Origin of the sequence: Streptomyces sp. NPDC006643, from assembly GCF_042870175.1 — a bacterium.
Lineage (GTDB): Bacteria > Actinomycetota > Actinomycetes > Streptomycetales > Streptomycetaceae > Streptomyces.
The window spans coordinates 12,175-27,782 of the sequence record NZ_JBIAHA010000039.1; the positions used below are offsets into that span (position 1 = coordinate 12,175).

Genomic DNA, 15,608 nt, shown 5'->3' on the forward strand with positions numbered 1-15,608 from the left:
GTTGGGTGGGGGAGCCGTGCGGCGGCTACTCGGCGGGGGTGGCGGGCGACGTGGGGTCCGCCGACTGGAAGGCGTGCTCGGCGAGCACCCCCGTCTTGTGCCGCTGGACGAACCAGTAGTAGGCGAAACCGCCGAGCGCGACGATGCCGATGAACACGAACGCGCCCCAGCGCAGATACCAGTGCTGCGGACCGGTCGCGTTGTACACCGCGGCGCGCGGCCAGGCGAGGTTGAGCGACATCGCGAGGCCCCACACGACGGCGGCGATGTTGACGGGCAGCCCGAACCGGCCCAGCGAGAAGCTGCCCTTCAGCGGCTGCCACTCGCCACGCAGCCGCTGGATCAGCATGGGCAGCGTGACCAGCAGATACGCCAGATAGATCATGATGATCGCGATGCTCGTGATCACCGAGAAGATCTGCGGCTGGTTGATGTTGATGACCAGGATGACGACGCCCACGACACCCATCACCACGGCGGGCACGACCGGTGTGTGGAAACGCGGACTGACCCGCGCGAGATGCGAGCCCGCCGGCAGGTTGTTGTCCCGCGCCATGGCGAACATCAGCCGGATGCCCGCCGCCTGGACCGCCAGCACACAGACGGTGATCGCGATGACCACGCACCACAGGAAGACCTCGCCGACGGTCTTGCCGAGGGTGCTGAGGACGACGAACTGTAGACCGCCCGTCGAGAGCTGCTTGGACGCCAGGTCCGGCACCGACAGCAGTGCGGTGAGCAGGATGAGCCCGCCGAGGAGGAAGGAGGCGATGAGCGCGCGCAGGATCGCGCGCGGCGCGTTGCGGCGCGGGTTGTGCGACTCCTCACCGAGCGACGAGGCCGTGTCGAAGCCGTACATCACATACGCGGACGCCAGCGACGCGGTGAGGAACGCGCCGAAGTACCCGAGTGTCTCGCCGGTGCCATGACCGTGCGTGTCGGTCAGCACGGTGGCGGGGCCACGGGTGATGTGCACGGCCAGGAAGATGACCAGCGCGACGGCGGCGATCAGTTCGATGAACACACCGGCGGAGTTGATCCGGGCCATGAGCTTGACGCCGAAGGCGTTGACGGTGGTGGAGAAGAGGATGAGAACGGAGCCGAGGAGTACGGCGTTGGCCGCGTCGTCGTACTTGCCGGTGCCGCTCCCGATGAACTGGAACCGGCTGTCGATCTGCGGCAGCGTGATCTGGTACGCCAGCGCCACCGCCGACAGCGTCACCATGGACGCCGTCATCATCATCCAGCCGCCGAGCCAGCCGACGTGCGGACCGCCCATCTTCTTGGCCCAGTTGTAGATGGAGCCGGCGACCGGGTAGCGGGCGGCCAGCTCGCAGAAGCACAGGGCCACCATCAGCTGGCCGACGAAGACCATCGGCCAGGACCACCAGTAGGCCGGTCCGCCGAAGCTGACGCCGAAGTAGAAGAGCTGGAAGGTGCCGGTGAGGATCGAGATGTAGCTGATGCCGGCCGCGAAGGTGTGGAAGTTGCCGAGGGTCCGCTTGAGTTCGGGCCGGTAGCCGAGCGCGCCGAGAGCGTCGTCGTCGTCCTGGTTCTGGGTCCGCGCGGGGCCGTTCGCGTCCGGCGGGGGGCCGGCGGGGGAGCCCGGCGGACCGGGTGTCTCCGGCGTACTCACTCGAACCACCCCTGCGGAGTCGGCGAGAGATTGCGCCACACGTGCTTGGCCTCCTGGTACTCGCCCAGCCCGGCGGGCCCCAGCTCCCGCCCGAAGCCGGACTGCTTCATCCCGCCCCACTCGGCCTGGGGCACGTACGGATGGAAGTCGTTGATCCATACGGTGCCCGCCCGCAGCCGCGACGCCACGCGCTGCCCGCGCCCGGTGTCCTGCGTCCAGACCGCCCCCGTCAGGCCGTAGACGGTGTCGTTGGCGACCGCGACCGCCTCGTCCTCGTCCCTGAACCGTTCGACGGTGAGAACAGGACCGAACGATTCGTCACGGACCACCGACATCCCCGGGGCGCAGTCGTCCAGCACCGTCGGCGGGTAGAAGAACCCGTTGCGCAGCTCGGGGTCGGTGGGGCGCTTTCCGCCGCAGCGCAGTACGGCGCCTTCGGCGAGACCCGCCGCCACGTACGCCTCGACCTTGTCCCGGTGCGCCGCCGAGATCAGCGGCCCGGTGCGGGCGTGCTCGTCGAACGGGCCGCCCATCGGGATCGCCTTGGCCCGGCGTACCAGCTCGTCCACGAACGAGTCGTGCAGCTCGTCCTGGACCAGCAGCCGCGCGCCGGCCGAACAGACCTGCCCGGAGTGCAGGAACACCGCCGTCAGCGCGTAGTCGACCGCGCTCTCGAAATCGGCGTCCGCGAAGACGATGTTCGGATTCTTGCCACCCAACTCCAGCGCGACCTTCTTCACCGTCGGGGCGGCGGCGGCCATGATGCGGCGCCCCGTCACCAGACCGCCGGTGAACGACACCATGTCGACGCGCGGATCCTCAGTGAGCGGCGCGCCCGCCGTCGGACCCGCGCCGAGGACGAGATTCGCCACACCGTCGGGCAGCCCGGCCTCGGCCAGCAGCCGCATCAGCATGATCGCGGTGTGGGGGGTCAGTTCACTCGGCTTCAGTACGAAGGTGTTGCCGGCGCCGAGCGCGGGCGCCACCTTCCAGGCCGTCTGGAGCAGCGGATAGTTCCACGGGGTGATCAGCGCGCACACGCCGACCGGCTCGTGGACGACGCGGCTGTCCACGCCGGGGTCGCCCGTGTGGACGACCCGGTCGGTGCCGCCCGCCGCCGTCAGATTGCCGAAGTAGCGGAAGCAGTTCGCGATGTCGTCCATGTCGTACTCGCTCTCGACGAGCCGCTTCCCCGTGTCCAGGGACTCGGCCCGCGCGAACGCCGCCTTGTCGCGCTCCAGCAGCTCGGCGACGCGCAGCAGCAGCCTGCCGCGATCGGCGGACGCCGTGCCGGGCCAGGGGCCGCGGTCGAACGCGTCACGGGCCGCCTCGATCGCGGCAGCCGCGTCCTTCTGGTCCGCCTCGTCGACGGTCGCGACGAGAGTGCCGTCCGCCGGACAGCGGATCTCGCGGACCTGACCGCCTGCGGCGGTGGTCCACTTGCCACCGATGAACAGCTCCGGCATGGCGGACTCCTCGGGTTCGGATGAAAGGGCACCGCGCGCGTCGTCTGTGGTGCTCTATCAACAGAGAGTAAGGAGCCGGGGCCGGGTCCGCCTTCCGGGAGGGACCGGAGGGGACCGCGTGGCCGCCCGCCGGTGGGGCACCCCCGGCGGTACCGGGAGCGGTTCCGGAGAGCCGTGCCGGGGAGCGGTGCCGAGAGCGATGGCGGGAGATGTCGGCGAACGGACGTGGACGTCTGGACCTCTGGACGTCCTACGGGGTCAGGCCCGTTGCCACGCGTCCAGCTCGCGCACGCGCGCGAGGGCGGCGGGGCGCTGCCGCGCGGGGAGTGCGCCGGCCAGGGCGCGCCACACCGCGAGGTCGTCCTCGCCCCAGGGGCTGTACGCCCAGTCGGCCAGCAGCCCCGGATCCCCGCGGGCGATCAGTGCCGCCCTCAACTGGTCGGCGAGCCTGCGCCGCAGGCGTACGACGGCGGGGGACAGGGAGGAGGGCAGCAGCGGCCCCGCGTACGCGCTCATGGCGCCGGTGACCGCGCCCGACGCGAGCCTTCGGGTGACGGTGTCGAAGTCCGTGTCGACGGGAGCGGTGAGCCGGTACGGCCGTGAGCGCAGCAGGTCGGGGCCGAGCAGTCCGCGCAGCCGGAACAGCTCCGCGCGCAGAGTGACGGGCGTGACGGACGCGTCCTCGTACAGCTCGATGAGCAGTTCGTCGCCGCAGATGCCCTCGGGGCGGTTCGAGAGCACCGTCAGGATCTCGCTGTGACGGCGGCCGAGCCGGGCCTTGCGGCCGTCCACGACGAGCAGCGCCTCGTCCCGTCCGAGGACCGACAGCTGTACGGATCCGGGGGCCGGGGGCGGTGCCAGCAGGGCGAGCTGGGACTCGGCGGCGCGGGCGACGGCGCCCACGAAGGCGAGGCTGTGCGGATGGGCCAGCCGGTCGCCGCCGGTGATGTCCACGGCGCCCAGCAGCCGCCCGGTGCGCGGGTCGTGGATGGGCGCCGCGGCGCAGGTCCAGGGGTGCACGGGGCGCAGGAAGTGTTCGGCGGCGAACACCTGCACGGGCCGGTCGACGGCGATGGCGGTACCCGGCGCGTTCGTGCCAGCGACGGCCTCGGACCAGCGGGCGCCCGGCACGAAGTTCATCGTGCCGGCCCGGCTGCGGGTCGCGGCGTGCCCCTCGACCCACAGGAGCCGGCCGTGCGCGTCGCACACCGCGACCAGATGCTCGCCGTCGGACGCGTAGGCGCCCATCAGTTCGCGGAAGAGCGGCATCACACGGGCGAGCGGGTGCGCGTCCCGGTAGGAGCCGAGATCGTCGTCGGACAGCTCGACACTGGCCGTCCCTTCGGGACGGACACGGGCGCGGGCGGACCGCTGCCAGGAGTCGGCGACCACGGGCCGTACGGGACGGTCGACCCGGCCGGCGGTCGCGAACGACTCGTACGCGCGACGCAGCGCTCCGCGTCGCTCCGCCGGATCCGCTCCTTCTTGCAGGGCCACCCACGCGTCGGTCAACTCGGCCTCCCGAGGCCACTACTGCACCGGCCTCTCCCATGTTCGCCCGGCGTGCGCCACCGGGCAAGGCTCCGGCGTCGCCAGGGGAGTCACAGCCCGTGCGGTGTGCGAGGAGTGGGGGCATCCTCAGGCGCGCCGGGGTTTGAGGGGGCGCTGGGTCCAGGGCCGGAGCTCTCACGCGCGCGGAGCCGTACATCGACACTGCTGGGAAAGGACGGGGAGGGGAACGGGCCCGCTCACACGCGCCCGCCCCCCCCGCACCGTCAGGCCCCGGCTCCCGCCTCCGTCTCCACCCCCACGCTCGACAACGCCGACGCCGGATCAGGCGCGGCCGGCCCCGCCGGGACCCAGCGCCCCCGCACCTTGCGGTAGGGCCACCAGCGCCCCTCCCGCCCGTAGCGCAACTGCGCGTCCGCTCCCACGACCGTCCACCGGCCCGCCACTCCCGCACGCAACTGCGGCCGTTCGCTGTCCTCCCAGGCGCCCGCCAGATCGGCCCGCACGCGGGCCAGAGCCTCGGGCTCCGGCTGCCACTCCTCCTCCAGTACGGCGAGGGCCGCCGCACCGCCGTGGCGCCAGGCCTCCACCGCCAGGTCCAGCTCGGCACGCTGCCGGCCCGTGCCCTCCGCGAGCCGCACCGCGATCAGCGGATCGCCGCACCAGGCCGCCAGTCGGACGGCGTCCTGGCCGGGCGTCAACTCCACCTCCAGCGGCTGCCGTTCGTGTCCGGCGGCCAGCGAGTCGACCAGCAGCCGCAGCGCGCGCCCCGCCGCGTCGGCCGCCAGGAACTCCAGCGCGTCCGCGTCGATCCCGGGCGGCGGTTCCGTCTCCGTGTCCAGCGACGGCGGCGTGCCGGGTTCCTGAGGGACCGGCGGGGGAGGCGGCAGCGGCGGGAGGATGTCCCGCGCGCTGAACGCCTCGTCCGCGCGTATGCCCGCCGGTTCGTCGGCCGGCTCGTCGCCCGTGCCGTCGGCCGGGCTCCGCCCCGTACGCGCGGCCCGCGCCGAACGCACCTGCAACTCGTCGAGCAACTGCCGTTCGCCCCGGCCGCGCATCAGTAGGAGGATGAACGGATCCTCGTCCAACAGCCGCGCCACCTGGTAGCACAGGGCCGCCGTATGCAGACAGAGGTCCCAGGCGTCGCAGGCGCACTGCGGCTCCAGGTCGCCGATCCCGGGCAGCAGTTCCACCCCGGCGCCCGCCGCGTCCTCCACAAGATGCGGCGGCATGTCCCGGTCCAGCAGGGCGGCGATGTGCCCCGCGCGCTCGACCGCCATGTCCAGGAACTGGTCCCACTCCTCCGTACTGAGCTGCTGCAACAGCACGTCGCTGCGGTGCGCCGTGCCGTCCCTGTCCCGTACGACGGCCGTGATCCGCCCCGGCCGTACGGACACCGCGCCGACCGCGCCGTCGCGGGCCTGCTTGCGGCCCTTCTTGAGCTGCCCCAGGTCGAGCGCCGTGTCCTCAAGGGCCTTCAGCCACGCCCGTCCCCACCAGGTCTGCGCGAAGGCGCGGCCGTGCGCGGGCGGCAGGGCGGCGAAGGTGCGTTCGTTCCCTTCCGTGCCGCGACCACCTTCCGTGCTGCGACCGCCGTCGGCGCCGCTGCCGATGCCGCTGTCGGTTCCGGTCATCGCGCACTCCCTCGCAGCTCGACCAGCTCGGCCAGCTCGTCGTCGTTCAGTTCGGTCAGTGCCGCCTCGCCGCCGGCGCCGAGGACGGAGTCCGCCAGTTGCTGCTTGCGCGCCAGCATGTCGGCGATCCGGTCCTCGATGGTGCCCTCGGCGATCACGCGGTGGACCTGCACGGGGCGGTTCTGGCCGATGCGGTACGCGCGGTCCGTCGCCTGCGCCTCGACGGCCGGGTTCCACCAGCGGTCGAAGTGCACGACATGCTCGGCACGGGTCAGATTGAGACCGGTGCCCGCCGCCTTCAACGACAGCAGGAAGACCGGGACTTCACCCTCCTGGAACCGCCGCACCATCTCCTCGCGCTGCCCCACCGGCGTTCCGCCGTGCAGGAACTGCGTCGGGACGCCTCGCGCGGCCAGATGCCCTTCGAGGAGCCGCGCCATCTGTACGTACTGCGTGAACACGAGCACGCTCGCCTCCTCGGCGAGGATCGTGTCGAGCAGTTCGTCCAGCAGCTCGACCTTTCCCGAACGCCCCGCGACACGCGGCGAGCCGGCCTCCTTCAGGAACTGCGCGGGGTGGTTGCAGATCTGCTTGAGCGAGGTCAGCAGCTTCATGACGAGGCCGCGGCGTTCCATGCCGTCCGCCACCGAGATCGCGGCGAGGGTTTCGCGTACGACGGCCTCGTACAGCCCCGCCTGCTCCGTGGTGAGCGACACCGCGCGGTCGGTCTCCGTCTTCGGCGGCAGCTCGGGCGCGATGCCCGGATCCGACTTGCGCCGCCGCAGCAGGAACGGCCGTACGAGCGCGGACAGCCGCTCCGCCGCCGCCGGGTCGCCGCCCTCGACCGCCTGCGCGTATCGCGTACGGAAAGTGGCGAGCCGGCCGAGGAGGCCCGGCGTCGTCCAGTCGAGGATCGCCCACAGCTCGGAGAGGTTGTTCTCCACCGGGGTGCCGGACAGGGCGACGCGCGCCTTGGCGCCGATGGTGCGCAGTTGACCGGCGGTCGACGAGTACGGGTTCTTCACGTGCTGCGCCTCGTCGGCGACGACCATGCCCCACTCGGCGGCGGCGAGTCGCGCCGCGTCCAGGCGCATCGTGCCGTACGTCGTGAGCACGAACTCACCGTCGGCCAGGGCGTCCAGACCGCGCGACGCGCCGTGGAAACGGCGCACCGGTGTGCCGGGTGCGAACCGCTCGATCTCTCGCTGCCAGTTGCCCATCAGCGACGTCGGGCAGACGACCAGGGTGGGGCCCGCCGCCGACGCGTCGCTCTGACGGTGCAGATGGAGCGCGATGACCGTGATGGTCTTGCCGAGCCCCATGTCGTCGGCGAGGCAGCCGCCGAGGCCCAACGAGGTCATCCGGTGGAGCCAGTTGAGGCCGCGCAGCTGGTAGTCGCGCAGCGTCGCCGTCAGGGCCGCCGGCTGGCCGATCTCCAGGTCCGTGCCCTCCGGGTCGGCGAGGCGGTCGCGCAGCGCCGCGAGCCAGCCGGACGCCTGCACCTCGACCCGGCGTCCGTCCACCTCGGTGGACCCGGTGAGTACGGCTCCGAGCGCGTCGACCGGGGTGAGCTTGCGGTCCTGGCCCTCCCGCGCCCGTCTGGCCTCCTCGGGGTCGATGAGGACCCACTGGTCACGCAGCCGGACGACGGGGCGGGTGGCCTCGGCGAGCCGGTCCAGTTCGGCGCGGGTGAGTTCCTGGTCGCCCAGCGCGAACCGCCAGTTGAAGGCGAGCAGCGCGTCGGCCGACAGGAAGGACGGCAGGCCCGATTCACCCGTGTCCGCGCGCCGGTCGCCGCGCGTGTCGCCCTCGTCGCCGGAGGGGCCGCCCGGCGTGTCGTCCGGCGTGTCGTCCGGCGGGCCGATGACGGCGCGTGCCGTCAGCTTGCGCGCCAGGGACTTCGGCCAGTGCACCTCGACACCGGTGGCGGCCAGCGCGCGGGAGGCCTCCCCGAGCAGTTCGGTGACCTCTTCGTCGGCGAGGTCGATGGCGTCGGGCACGGTGGCCGACAGGAGCGGGGCCAGCGGCGGCCAGGCGCGTGCGGCGCGTCTGAGGGCCAGCAGGGCGTCCATCCGGGCCCGGGGGCCGAACGCCTCGCCCGAGGCGTCACCGGCCCCCGTACCGGCCCACACCTCGGTGGCGTCGGCGACGACCGCCGGGTCGCTGACGCTGTGCATCTGTAGGACGGCGCGGAACGCGGGGGCTGATCCGGATGCGCCGCCGTCGGGCGAGTGGCCGTCCGGTGCGGCCGTCAGGCCGGGCAGTTCGATCCGGAGCGACAGCCGTACCCCAGCGTCGTGCCCGGCGGCCACATCGGCGGCCCAGCCGCGCAGTTCGGGCAGCCGGCGCGGCTCCGGCGCGGCGAAGGCGGGTGATCCGGCGGCGATCGGCGCGGCGGGCGTACGTACGAGACCGTCGGCGACCGCGTCGAGGAACTGCCGAAGCAGCCGTTCGGGATCGGGGAGCAGGAGCGGGTCCGCCGTCGTGGCGTCGAGCGGTACGGCGTGCGCCGTGGGCGGCATCGACGCGGCGAGCGCGCGGACGCGCTCCAGGTTGTCGGCGGCGAGGGGGCCGGCCCGCCAGGCGTCGTGTCCGCCCGTCGAGAGTCCGGGCAACAGCTTGCCGCGCGCGGCGAGTTGCAGGGCGAGCAGGGACGCCGCGCCCCAGAACGCCGCGGCGGGCGAGGCGTGGGCCGAGGCCCTGGCCCGGGTCAGCACGGGCAGTGCGTCCCGTACGGGCAGGGACAGGGCCGGGACGGTCCTGAGCCGTACGTCGTCGCCGACGACGGTCAGGTCCTCGACGCGGCCGGCGGCCGGCTCAGTCGCGTCCGTCGCGTCCGACGTGTGCCGCGAGGCGGTTGCGTCGGTGTCCGGGGTCGCGGGCGGCCCGGGCAGGTCGGGCAGGGCCTCGCCGTCCGGGCGCCAGAAGGCGATTCGGCCGGTACGGGCCGGGACGGCGGGCAGGAAAAGCGTGTGGCAGCGGGCGAGTTCGGCGATCTGGGAGGGCGTAGCCGCAGGGGGCCTGTGTACGGCGATGACACGTTCCTCAAGTTTGACTAGTGGAGATGGAGAGGCCGAAGGGTACCCCGTGCGGAACGCCGGTGGGTGGCGGCGGACGGTGACAAGAATCATGGGCCTTGGCAGGGGTGTAGGCAGCACCACCCCCTGAGTCGGGAATAACCCCCGTCACCTCGGGGTGGTGGCCGCATGGCCCTGGAGGGCCAACTCCGCGTACGTTTCTCCCGATCGGCGTGATCAAGCTTGATCCACGCCACTCGAACGGCCCCATCGACCTGCCATTTCCCACCTAAACGATCTACACGATCGTCGGCCTACAGACCGGAGACCGACATGCCCCAGGCCCCCGCAGCAGTCGCGGAGACCACCGATCCCGGCCCCGCCGCCGCCCGCACGGGCGGCAGCGACTTCGCGCCCCTTCTGCGGACGGTCCGGGAGCAGGGCCTCCTCGAACGGCGGACCGCCTGGTACGCCCGCGGCATCGCCGTCAATCTGCTCGGGCTGGCGGCGGTGGTGACCGCCATGGTGCTGATCGGAGCGTCCTGGTGGGCACTGCTCCTGGCGCCCGTGCTGGCGCTCCTCTTCGGTCGGATGTCGTTCGTCGCGCACGACGCGGGCCACTCCCAGATATGCGCCGGCCGCGGGAGGAACCGTCTCGTACAGCTTTTCCACGCCAATCTTCTGCTCGGAATGAGCCAGGACTGGTGGAACGACAAGCACAACCGGCACCACGCCAACCCCAACCACCTGGAGAAGGACCCGGACGTCGGCGCCGACATCCTCGTCTTCGCGCAGCACCAGACCGAGGGCCGTAAGGGATTCCGCCGCTGGCTCACCCGCCACCAGGCGGTGATGTTCTTCCCGCTGACGACCCTGGAGGGCATCGCCCTCAAGGTGTACGGATTCCGGTCCGTGTTCTCCAGCGCCACCAACCGCCAGACTCCGCGTGAGCGCCTCCTTGAGGGCTCACTGCTCGTCGTGCACGTCATCGCCTATCTGGCGCTGCTCTTCACGACGCTCAGCGTCGGTCAGGCCGTCGTCTTCCTGTTGATCCACCAGATGATCTACGGCCTCCACCTGGGCATGGCGTTCGCGCCCAACCACAAGGGCATGAAGATCCCGACCGAGGAGGAGTTCGCGAGCTGGGGACATCTGCGCCGGCAGGTCCTCACCTCCCGCAACATACGGGGCGGGTTCTTCACCGACTGGTTCCTGGGCGGTCTGAACTACCAGATCGAGCACCACCTCTTCCCGAGCATGCCCCGTCCCCATCTGCGGCTCGCCCAGCCGCTGGTCCGCGCGCACTGCCAGGCGGTGGACGTCGCCTATGTGGAGACGGGCCTGGTCGACTCGTACCGGCAGGCACTCGGACATCTGCACGAGGTCGGCGCACCGCTGCGCGCGGCGGCCTGACCCGTCGATGGCGGACGCCGCTCACCGGGGCGCCGGGCACGCGCGCGGCGCATAGTGGAACTGGGGGACGCCCACGAGCGTTCAATCAGCAGCAAGTGGCTTCGGCCGCGGAGGAGGAGTCGAAAATGTCGACCAGGGCAAAGATCGCTGTCGGGGGAGTGGCCGTCGGTCTTCTCCTGATTCCTTTCATCGGATTCTGGATGTCGCTGCTGGTGGTGCTCGGCGTGCCCGCCGTGGCCTATCTGATGCTCGACCCGTCGCAGCGCCGTCGGCTCAAGCGCATCACGCGCAAGGAGATCGGCCGCTGACCAGGCACTGACCGGCGCGAACGCCCCCGTACGTCCCCCGGACCCATGGCGCGGTCCCGGACCCGTACGGGGGCCCTTCACGCGCCGGGCAGGTCAGGAGGGGCGGACGGCGATGCCGTCGAGCGCCGCGAGGAGCTTCGGCAGTTCGGGGCCGCGGCCCACCGGCAGTACTTCGTTCGGTTCGTCGTCCAGCAGGATGTAGGCGATGTCGTCCGTCCTGGCCACGAGGGACCAGCCAGGGCCGTCGGCCCGCAGCATCCGGGCGCCGTCGGGCGCGAAGCCGGAGCGGACCCGGCCCAGCGGCGGGGGCGACTCCAGATAGCCGCGCAGCTCCTTCAGCACGCGCCGTACGCCGTCGTGGAGCACGCCGTTCGGACCGTCGGCACCGCCGGCCTGTGCCATGTCGTCAGAGGGCGCCTCGGCGCCCGCCCCCTCCGTGTCACCGTCGTCGGCGCCGTCCCCCGCGCCGCCCTCGGCCTTCGCGGTATCCGGGTCCCCGCCCCGCTGCTCGTCCTCGGAGTCGAACTGCGCGCGCCACGCCTCCCACTGAAGCGCGATCTCGTCCGCGCCGAGGCGGCGCTGCGCGGGCCCCCACCCGGCCGTGTCGGGCGGCGCGAGCGCCGGTCTCGCCCCGTCGTCCTCCGCACCCGGCTCGGGCTCGGGATCGTGCGGCGCGGGGATCCCCGGCGCCGCCACAGCCAGCGCCAGCGGCCAGCCGGGCAGCGCCGCGATCACCGTGCGTTCGTCCGGCGACAGGTCGTACTCCATGCCGCAGTCCCACGCGGCGATGGCCACGGCGACCAGCGACACATCGTCTACGGCCACCGTCCAGCGCGCGCCGCCGCCGTCCTGCCCGAGCACCAGCCCGTAGCCGCGTTCGTACGTCTCCAGCCCGAGAGCCGCGCACGCCTCGGGGAAGTCGTCACCGAGCACGCTGGGGAACTGCGCCGGTGTCAGCAGTACGGCCGACAGTACGAACAGTGCGTCGTCATCGGCGGGTACGTCCGGACCTGTCACGGCACCTCCCCATGCGATCGGTCCTGTCCGATCGGTCGTCGGCGCACCTTAGCCAGTCGGCCGCCCGGCCGTCGAGAGGTTGGTGGACTGCCCGCCGCGTCCGTGTCCCGCCGTCACGCGGCGGGCAGCCCCAGAAGGCTGCGCGCCACCGTCTGGGGCGACTCGTCCCGCTCTCGGGCCAGCGCGATCACGGCCCGGCACGCCAGCTCACTGACCCCGAAGGACAGCGCCTCGGGGGAGACCCAGCCGGACGCCTCGTCCATCCGGTCCTGATCGTCGTCGGCGGTCGCCGCGACATAGGTGGCAGCCGCCTCGAAGAGGTTGTGCTGCCGTGCCCGGCTCCGGGACGACGCGGCCGGTTCGACGACCGGCGCGGCGGTCCGGTTCGACAGGAACAACCGGCGCAGCTTGTCGAACATCGTGCCTCCACCCTTCGCGCATTTCTCGGGCCCGCCTTCTACGTAGGGTCGATACCCGTTCACGCGCCGGTGCACGCGGTACCGGCCGCCCCTGCGCCCCTCCGGGCTGACCGGAGAGGGTCAGTCCGCGCGTACGGCGAGTGCGAGGAACCGCTCGTCCTCGTCCACGTACGACTCCATCCGCCACCCCGCCTCGGCGAGCAGCGGACGTAGCCTGTCCTCGGCGCGCAGATCGTCCGGTGTGATCCGCCGGCCCTGCCGGGCGGCCAGCGCGGCCCGGCCGATGGGATGGAAGAGCGCCAGCCGCCCACCGGGGCGTACGACCCTGGCCAGCTCCCGCAGATCGGTGGCGGGGTCCGGCAGATGGGCGATCAGTCCGGCGGCGAAGACCGCGTCGAGACAGCCCGCACGCAACGGCAGACGGGCCACGTCGGCGAGCAGCAGGACGCCGAGCGCGTCGCGACCGCCCCGTACGGCAGCCGAGAGCATCTCGGGGGTGAGATCGGCGCCCAGCACCCTGCCCCGCGGTCCCACAGCGTCCCTCAGGGCCACCATGGCGCGCCCGGTGCCGCAGCCCGCGTCCAGGACGCTGTCGCCGGGACGCAGCCCCATGCCGGCCGCCGCGGCGGCGTAGGCAGGGCCGTCGTCCGGGAAGCGAGCGTCCCAGTCCGCCGCCCGGACACCGAAGAATTCCTTTACGTGCGTGTGGTCGTGGGCCATACGGACATGATCCCCCGCCGCGCGGCGGCCGGCCCGCCCTCGTCCCGCGTTGCGGGGCGGCCGTCGCCGGGCGAATGTCGAAGCACCTAGTCAGAGGAGGACGGTCCCATGCCCATCGCCACGGTCGACCCCGCCACCGGCGAGACCCTGAAGACGTTCGACGCCCTCGGGTCCGACGAGATCGAGCGGCGGCTGGCCGCGGCTGCCGCGGCCTTCGACCGGTATCGCACCACGGACTTCGACCACCGGGCCACGCTGATGAACCGGGCGGCTGACCTCCTTGAGGAGGATCAGGCCGACATCGCCCGCACCATGACCACCGAGATGGGCAAGCCGATCGGCGCCGCACGCGCGGAGGCGGCCAAGTGCGCCAAGTCGATGCGCTGGTACGCGCGGCACGCGCCGGAACTACTCGCCGACGAGCACCCCTCCGCCGCCGACGTCAAGGACTCGGGCGCCGCACGCGCGTACGTCCGCTACCGCCCGCTGGGCGTCGTCCTCGCGGTCATGCCGTGGAACTTCCCGCTCTGGCAGGTCGTACGGTTCGCCGCCCCCGCCCTCATGGCGGGCAACGTCGCTCTGCTCAAGCACGCCTCGAACGTCCCGCAGACCGCCCTCTATCTCGACGACCTCTTCAGGAGGGCGGGATTCCCCGAGGGCTGCTTCCAGACACTGCTCGTCGGATCCGACGCCGTCGAGGCCATCCTGCGCGACCGGCGCGTGGCCGCGGCGACCCTGACCGGCAGCGAGCCCGCCGGGCGCTCCGTCGCGGCCGTGGCGGGCGACGAGGTGAAGCGGACCGTACTCGAACTCGGCGGCAGCGACCCGTACATCGTGATGCCGTCCGCGGACATCGACCGGGCCGCGCGGACGGCGGTGACCGCCCGGGTGCAGAACAACGGGCAGTCCTGCATCGCCGCCAAGCGCTTCATCGTGCACGCCGACGTCTACGACGCGTTCGGTGAACGCTTCGTCGCCGGGATGCGGAAGCTGACCGTCGGCGACCCGATGGACGAGACCACCGACGTCGGCCCGCTCTCCAGCGAACGGGGCCGAGCCGATCTGGAGGAGCTGGTCGACGACGCCGTCAACCGAGGCGCCATGGTCCGCTGCGGCGGCCGGCGCCCCGACGGACTGAGCCGCGGCTGGTACTACGAACCCACCGTCCTCACGGATGTCTCCCCCGACATGCGCATCCACCACGAAGAGGCGTTCGGCCCGGTGGCCACCGTCTACCGTGTGGCCGATCTCGACGAGGCGGTGCGCGTCGCGAACGACACTCCGTTCGGACTGAGTTCCAACGTGTGGACGCGCGACGACGAGGACGTGCGGCGCTTCGTGACCGACCTCCAGGCCGGCGGCGTCTTCTTCAACGGGATGACCGCGTCCCATCCCGCGCTCCCCTTCGGCGGCGTCAAGCGCTCCGGCTACGGACGGGAGCTTTCGGACCACGGGATCCGCGAATTCTGCAATGTCACGACCGTCTGGCACGGTGCCGAACCGGACGGCGACGGCTGAGCGAACCGGCCCGCGAGGGCCGGTCCGGGCCTCCACCCACCCGCATCAGGCCCCCTGAACACCACTGTTTGCCCAGGGTGTTCAGGGGCACACGCTCCCCGGTGACGACGGCCACGTCGAGCGAGGAGCTGACGAGCATCATGACCCCCCGGGTGATGGCGTACCGGGTGAGGCACGAGGACGTGCCTGACACCTCGGAGGACTTCGAGCGGGCCGCCGCGCTGCCGGACGGCCCCGAGAAGGACCGGACGCGCCGGGAGATCGTGTGCGCCTGGCTCCCGATGGCCGACCGGCTGGCGGGCAGGTTCCGGCACCGGGGCGAAGCGCTGGAAGACCTGCGGCAGGTCGCGGCGATCGGACTGGTGAAGGCCGTCGAACGGTACGACCCGCACCGGGGCACCGCGTTCGAGAGCTTCGCCGTCCCCACGATCACCGGGGAACTGAAGCGGCACTTCCGCGACCGGCTCTGGTCCGTCCATGTGCCCCGGCGCGTGCAGGAGCTGCGGGCCCGGGTGGGCGACGCGCGCGACGAACTGGCCCAGCGGCACGGGATCCTGGCACCCACGATCGAGGAGATCGCCCGCCACACCGGCATGACCGAGGACGAAGTGATCATGGGTGTGGAGGCGATGGACTGTTTCAGCGTGCTGTCGCTCGACGCGAGCCTGTCGGCCACGGAGGAGGGCCCCACGCTCGGTGACTCCCTCGGCGCCCGGGACGCGGCGCTGGACGCGGTGATCGACCGTGAGTCGGTCAAGCCGCGGCTGCGCCGGCTTCCCGACCGGGAGAAGAGGATCCTCTATCTGAGGTTCTTCCGCGGGATGACACAGAGCAGCATCGCCGAAGACCTCGGCATCTCGCAGATGCATGTGTCCCGGCTGATCAACGACTCCTGCGCGCGCATCCGTAGGGAAGTGCTGCGGGACGCCGCATAGGGCGCTACGGCAGCCG

General features: G+C 72.2%; 12 protein-coding genes. 4 read left to right on the plus strand and 8 right to left on the minus strand.

Annotated elements, in window-relative coordinates:
* Positions 1-25: 25 nt before the first annotated feature.
* From ACFYNU_RS36625 to ACFYNU_RS36645, 5 genes are all read right to left on the minus strand, one after another.
* Positions 26-1,645, minus strand: coding sequence for an APC family permease (locus ACFYNU_RS36625; protein ID WP_356585418.1), 1,620 nt, complete (start codon positions 1,643-1,645; stop codon positions 26-28).
* A complete protein-coding gene (locus tag ACFYNU_RS36630) occupies positions 1,633-3,102 on the minus strand; it encodes an aldehyde dehydrogenase family protein (protein ID WP_356585366.1) in 1,470 nt (489 codons plus the stop codon). Before ACFYNU_RS36630 ends, ACFYNU_RS36625 begins: the two co-directional genes overlap by 13 nt.
* 258 nt (positions 3,103-3,360) lie before the next feature.
* Positions 3,361-4,614, minus strand: a complete 1,254-nt coding sequence (locus tag ACFYNU_RS36635) for a GAF domain-containing protein (RefSeq protein WP_356585367.1) — start codon at positions 4,612-4,614, stop codon at positions 3,361-3,363.
* A 263-nt stretch (positions 4,615-4,877) separates the two neighbouring features.
* The gene (locus ACFYNU_RS36640) at positions 4,878-6,245 is read right to left on the minus strand and encodes an SWF or SNF family helicase (protein WP_356585368.1); all 1,368 of its coding nucleotides are present in this window, start codon (positions 6,243-6,245) and stop codon (positions 4,878-4,880) included.
* On the minus strand, positions 6,242-9,376 hold the full coding sequence (locus tag ACFYNU_RS36645; protein WP_356585369.1) for a DEAD/DEAH box helicase: 3,135 nt from the start codon (positions 9,374-9,376) through the stop codon (positions 6,242-6,244). The genes ACFYNU_RS36640 and ACFYNU_RS36645 overlap by 4 nt, the downstream gene beginning before the upstream one ends.
* 219 nt (positions 9,377-9,595) lie before the next feature.
* On the opposite strand from ACFYNU_RS36645, the gene ACFYNU_RS36650 reads away from it, so the two are divergent.
* Positions 9,596-10,675 carry an acyl-CoA desaturase gene (locus ACFYNU_RS36650; RefSeq protein ID WP_356585370.1) on the plus strand — a complete coding sequence of 360 codons (1,080 nt, stop codon included), beginning with the start codon at positions 9,596-9,598 and terminating at the stop codon, positions 10,673-10,675.
* A 125-nt stretch (positions 10,676-10,800) separates the two neighbouring features.
* Positions 10,801-10,983: a hypothetical protein gene (locus ACFYNU_RS36655; RefSeq protein WP_031228443.1), complete on the plus strand. Its 183-nt coding sequence runs from the start codon at positions 10,801-10,803 to the stop codon at positions 10,981-10,983.
* Between the two features lie 93 nt (positions 10,984-11,076).
* Here ACFYNU_RS36655 and ACFYNU_RS36660 read toward each other — a convergent pair whose 3' ends face one another.
* The 3 genes from ACFYNU_RS36660 to ACFYNU_RS36670 form a co-directional block, all read right to left on the minus strand.
* Entirely contained in the window at positions 11,077-12,000 is a 924-nt protein-coding gene (locus ACFYNU_RS36660) for a hypothetical protein (protein ID WP_356585371.1), read from the minus strand.
* Between the two features lie 113 nt (positions 12,001-12,113).
* Entirely contained in the window at positions 12,114-12,419 is a 306-nt protein-coding gene (locus ACFYNU_RS36665) for a hypothetical protein (RefSeq protein WP_356585372.1), read from the minus strand.
* A gap of 120 nt (positions 12,420-12,539) precedes the next feature.
* Complete coding sequence (locus ACFYNU_RS36670) at positions 12,540-13,139, minus strand: methyltransferase domain-containing protein (RefSeq protein ID WP_356585373.1); 600 nt, start codon at positions 13,137-13,139, stop codon at positions 12,540-12,542.
* A 108-nt stretch (positions 13,140-13,247) separates the two neighbouring features.
* Between ACFYNU_RS36670 and ACFYNU_RS36675 the strand changes: the two genes are divergently transcribed.
* Both ACFYNU_RS36675 and ACFYNU_RS36680 read left to right on the plus strand, forming a co-directional pair.
* Positions 13,248-14,657, plus strand: coding sequence for an NADP-dependent succinic semialdehyde dehydrogenase (locus ACFYNU_RS36675; protein ID WP_356585374.1), 1,410 nt, complete (start codon positions 13,248-13,250; stop codon positions 14,655-14,657).
* Positions 14,658-14,797: 140 nt separating this feature from the next.
* Positions 14,798-15,592 (plus strand): SigB/SigF/SigG family RNA polymerase sigma factor, encoded by a 795-nt coding sequence (locus ACFYNU_RS36680; protein WP_356585419.1) that lies wholly within the window; start codon positions 14,798-14,800, stop codon positions 15,590-15,592.
* Positions 15,593-15,608: the final 16 nt, after the last annotated feature.

What these genes read in the sequence shown, in the direction of transcription:
- ACFYNU_RS36640 (WP_356585368.1), bottom strand. Translation starts at nt 6,245, where the DNA reads ATGACCGGAACCGACAGCGGCATCGGCAGCGGCGCCGACGGCGGTCGC.
- ACFYNU_RS36655 (WP_031228443.1), top strand. Translation starts at nt 10,801, where the DNA reads ATGTCGACCAGGGCAAAGATCGCTGTCGGGGGAGTGGCCGTCGGTCTT.
- ACFYNU_RS36650 (WP_356585370.1), top strand. Translation starts at nt 9,596, where the DNA reads ATGCCCCAGGCCCCCGCAGCAGTCGCGGAGACCACCGATCCCGGCCCC.
- ACFYNU_RS36675 (WP_356585374.1), top strand. Translation starts at nt 13,248, where the DNA reads ATGCCCATCGCCACGGTCGACCCCGCCACCGGCGAGACCCTGAAGACG.
- ACFYNU_RS36680 (WP_356585419.1), top strand. Translation starts at nt 14,798, where the DNA reads ATGACCCCCCGGGTGATGGCGTACCGGGTGAGGCACGAGGACGTGCCT.
- ACFYNU_RS36645 (WP_356585369.1), bottom strand. Translation starts at nt 9,376, where the DNA reads ATGATTCTTGTCACCGTCCGCCGCCACCCACCGGCGTTCCGCACGGGG.
- ACFYNU_RS36670 (WP_356585373.1), bottom strand. Translation starts at nt 13,139, where the DNA reads ATGGCCCACGACCACACGCACGTAAAGGAATTCTTCGGTGTCCGGGCG.
- ACFYNU_RS36630 (WP_356585366.1), bottom strand. Translation starts at nt 3,102, where the DNA reads ATGCCGGAGCTGTTCATCGGTGGCAAGTGGACCACCGCCGCAGGCGGT.
- ACFYNU_RS36665 (WP_356585372.1), bottom strand. Translation starts at nt 12,419, where the DNA reads ATGTTCGACAAGCTGCGCCGGTTGTTCCTGTCGAACCGGACCGCCGCG.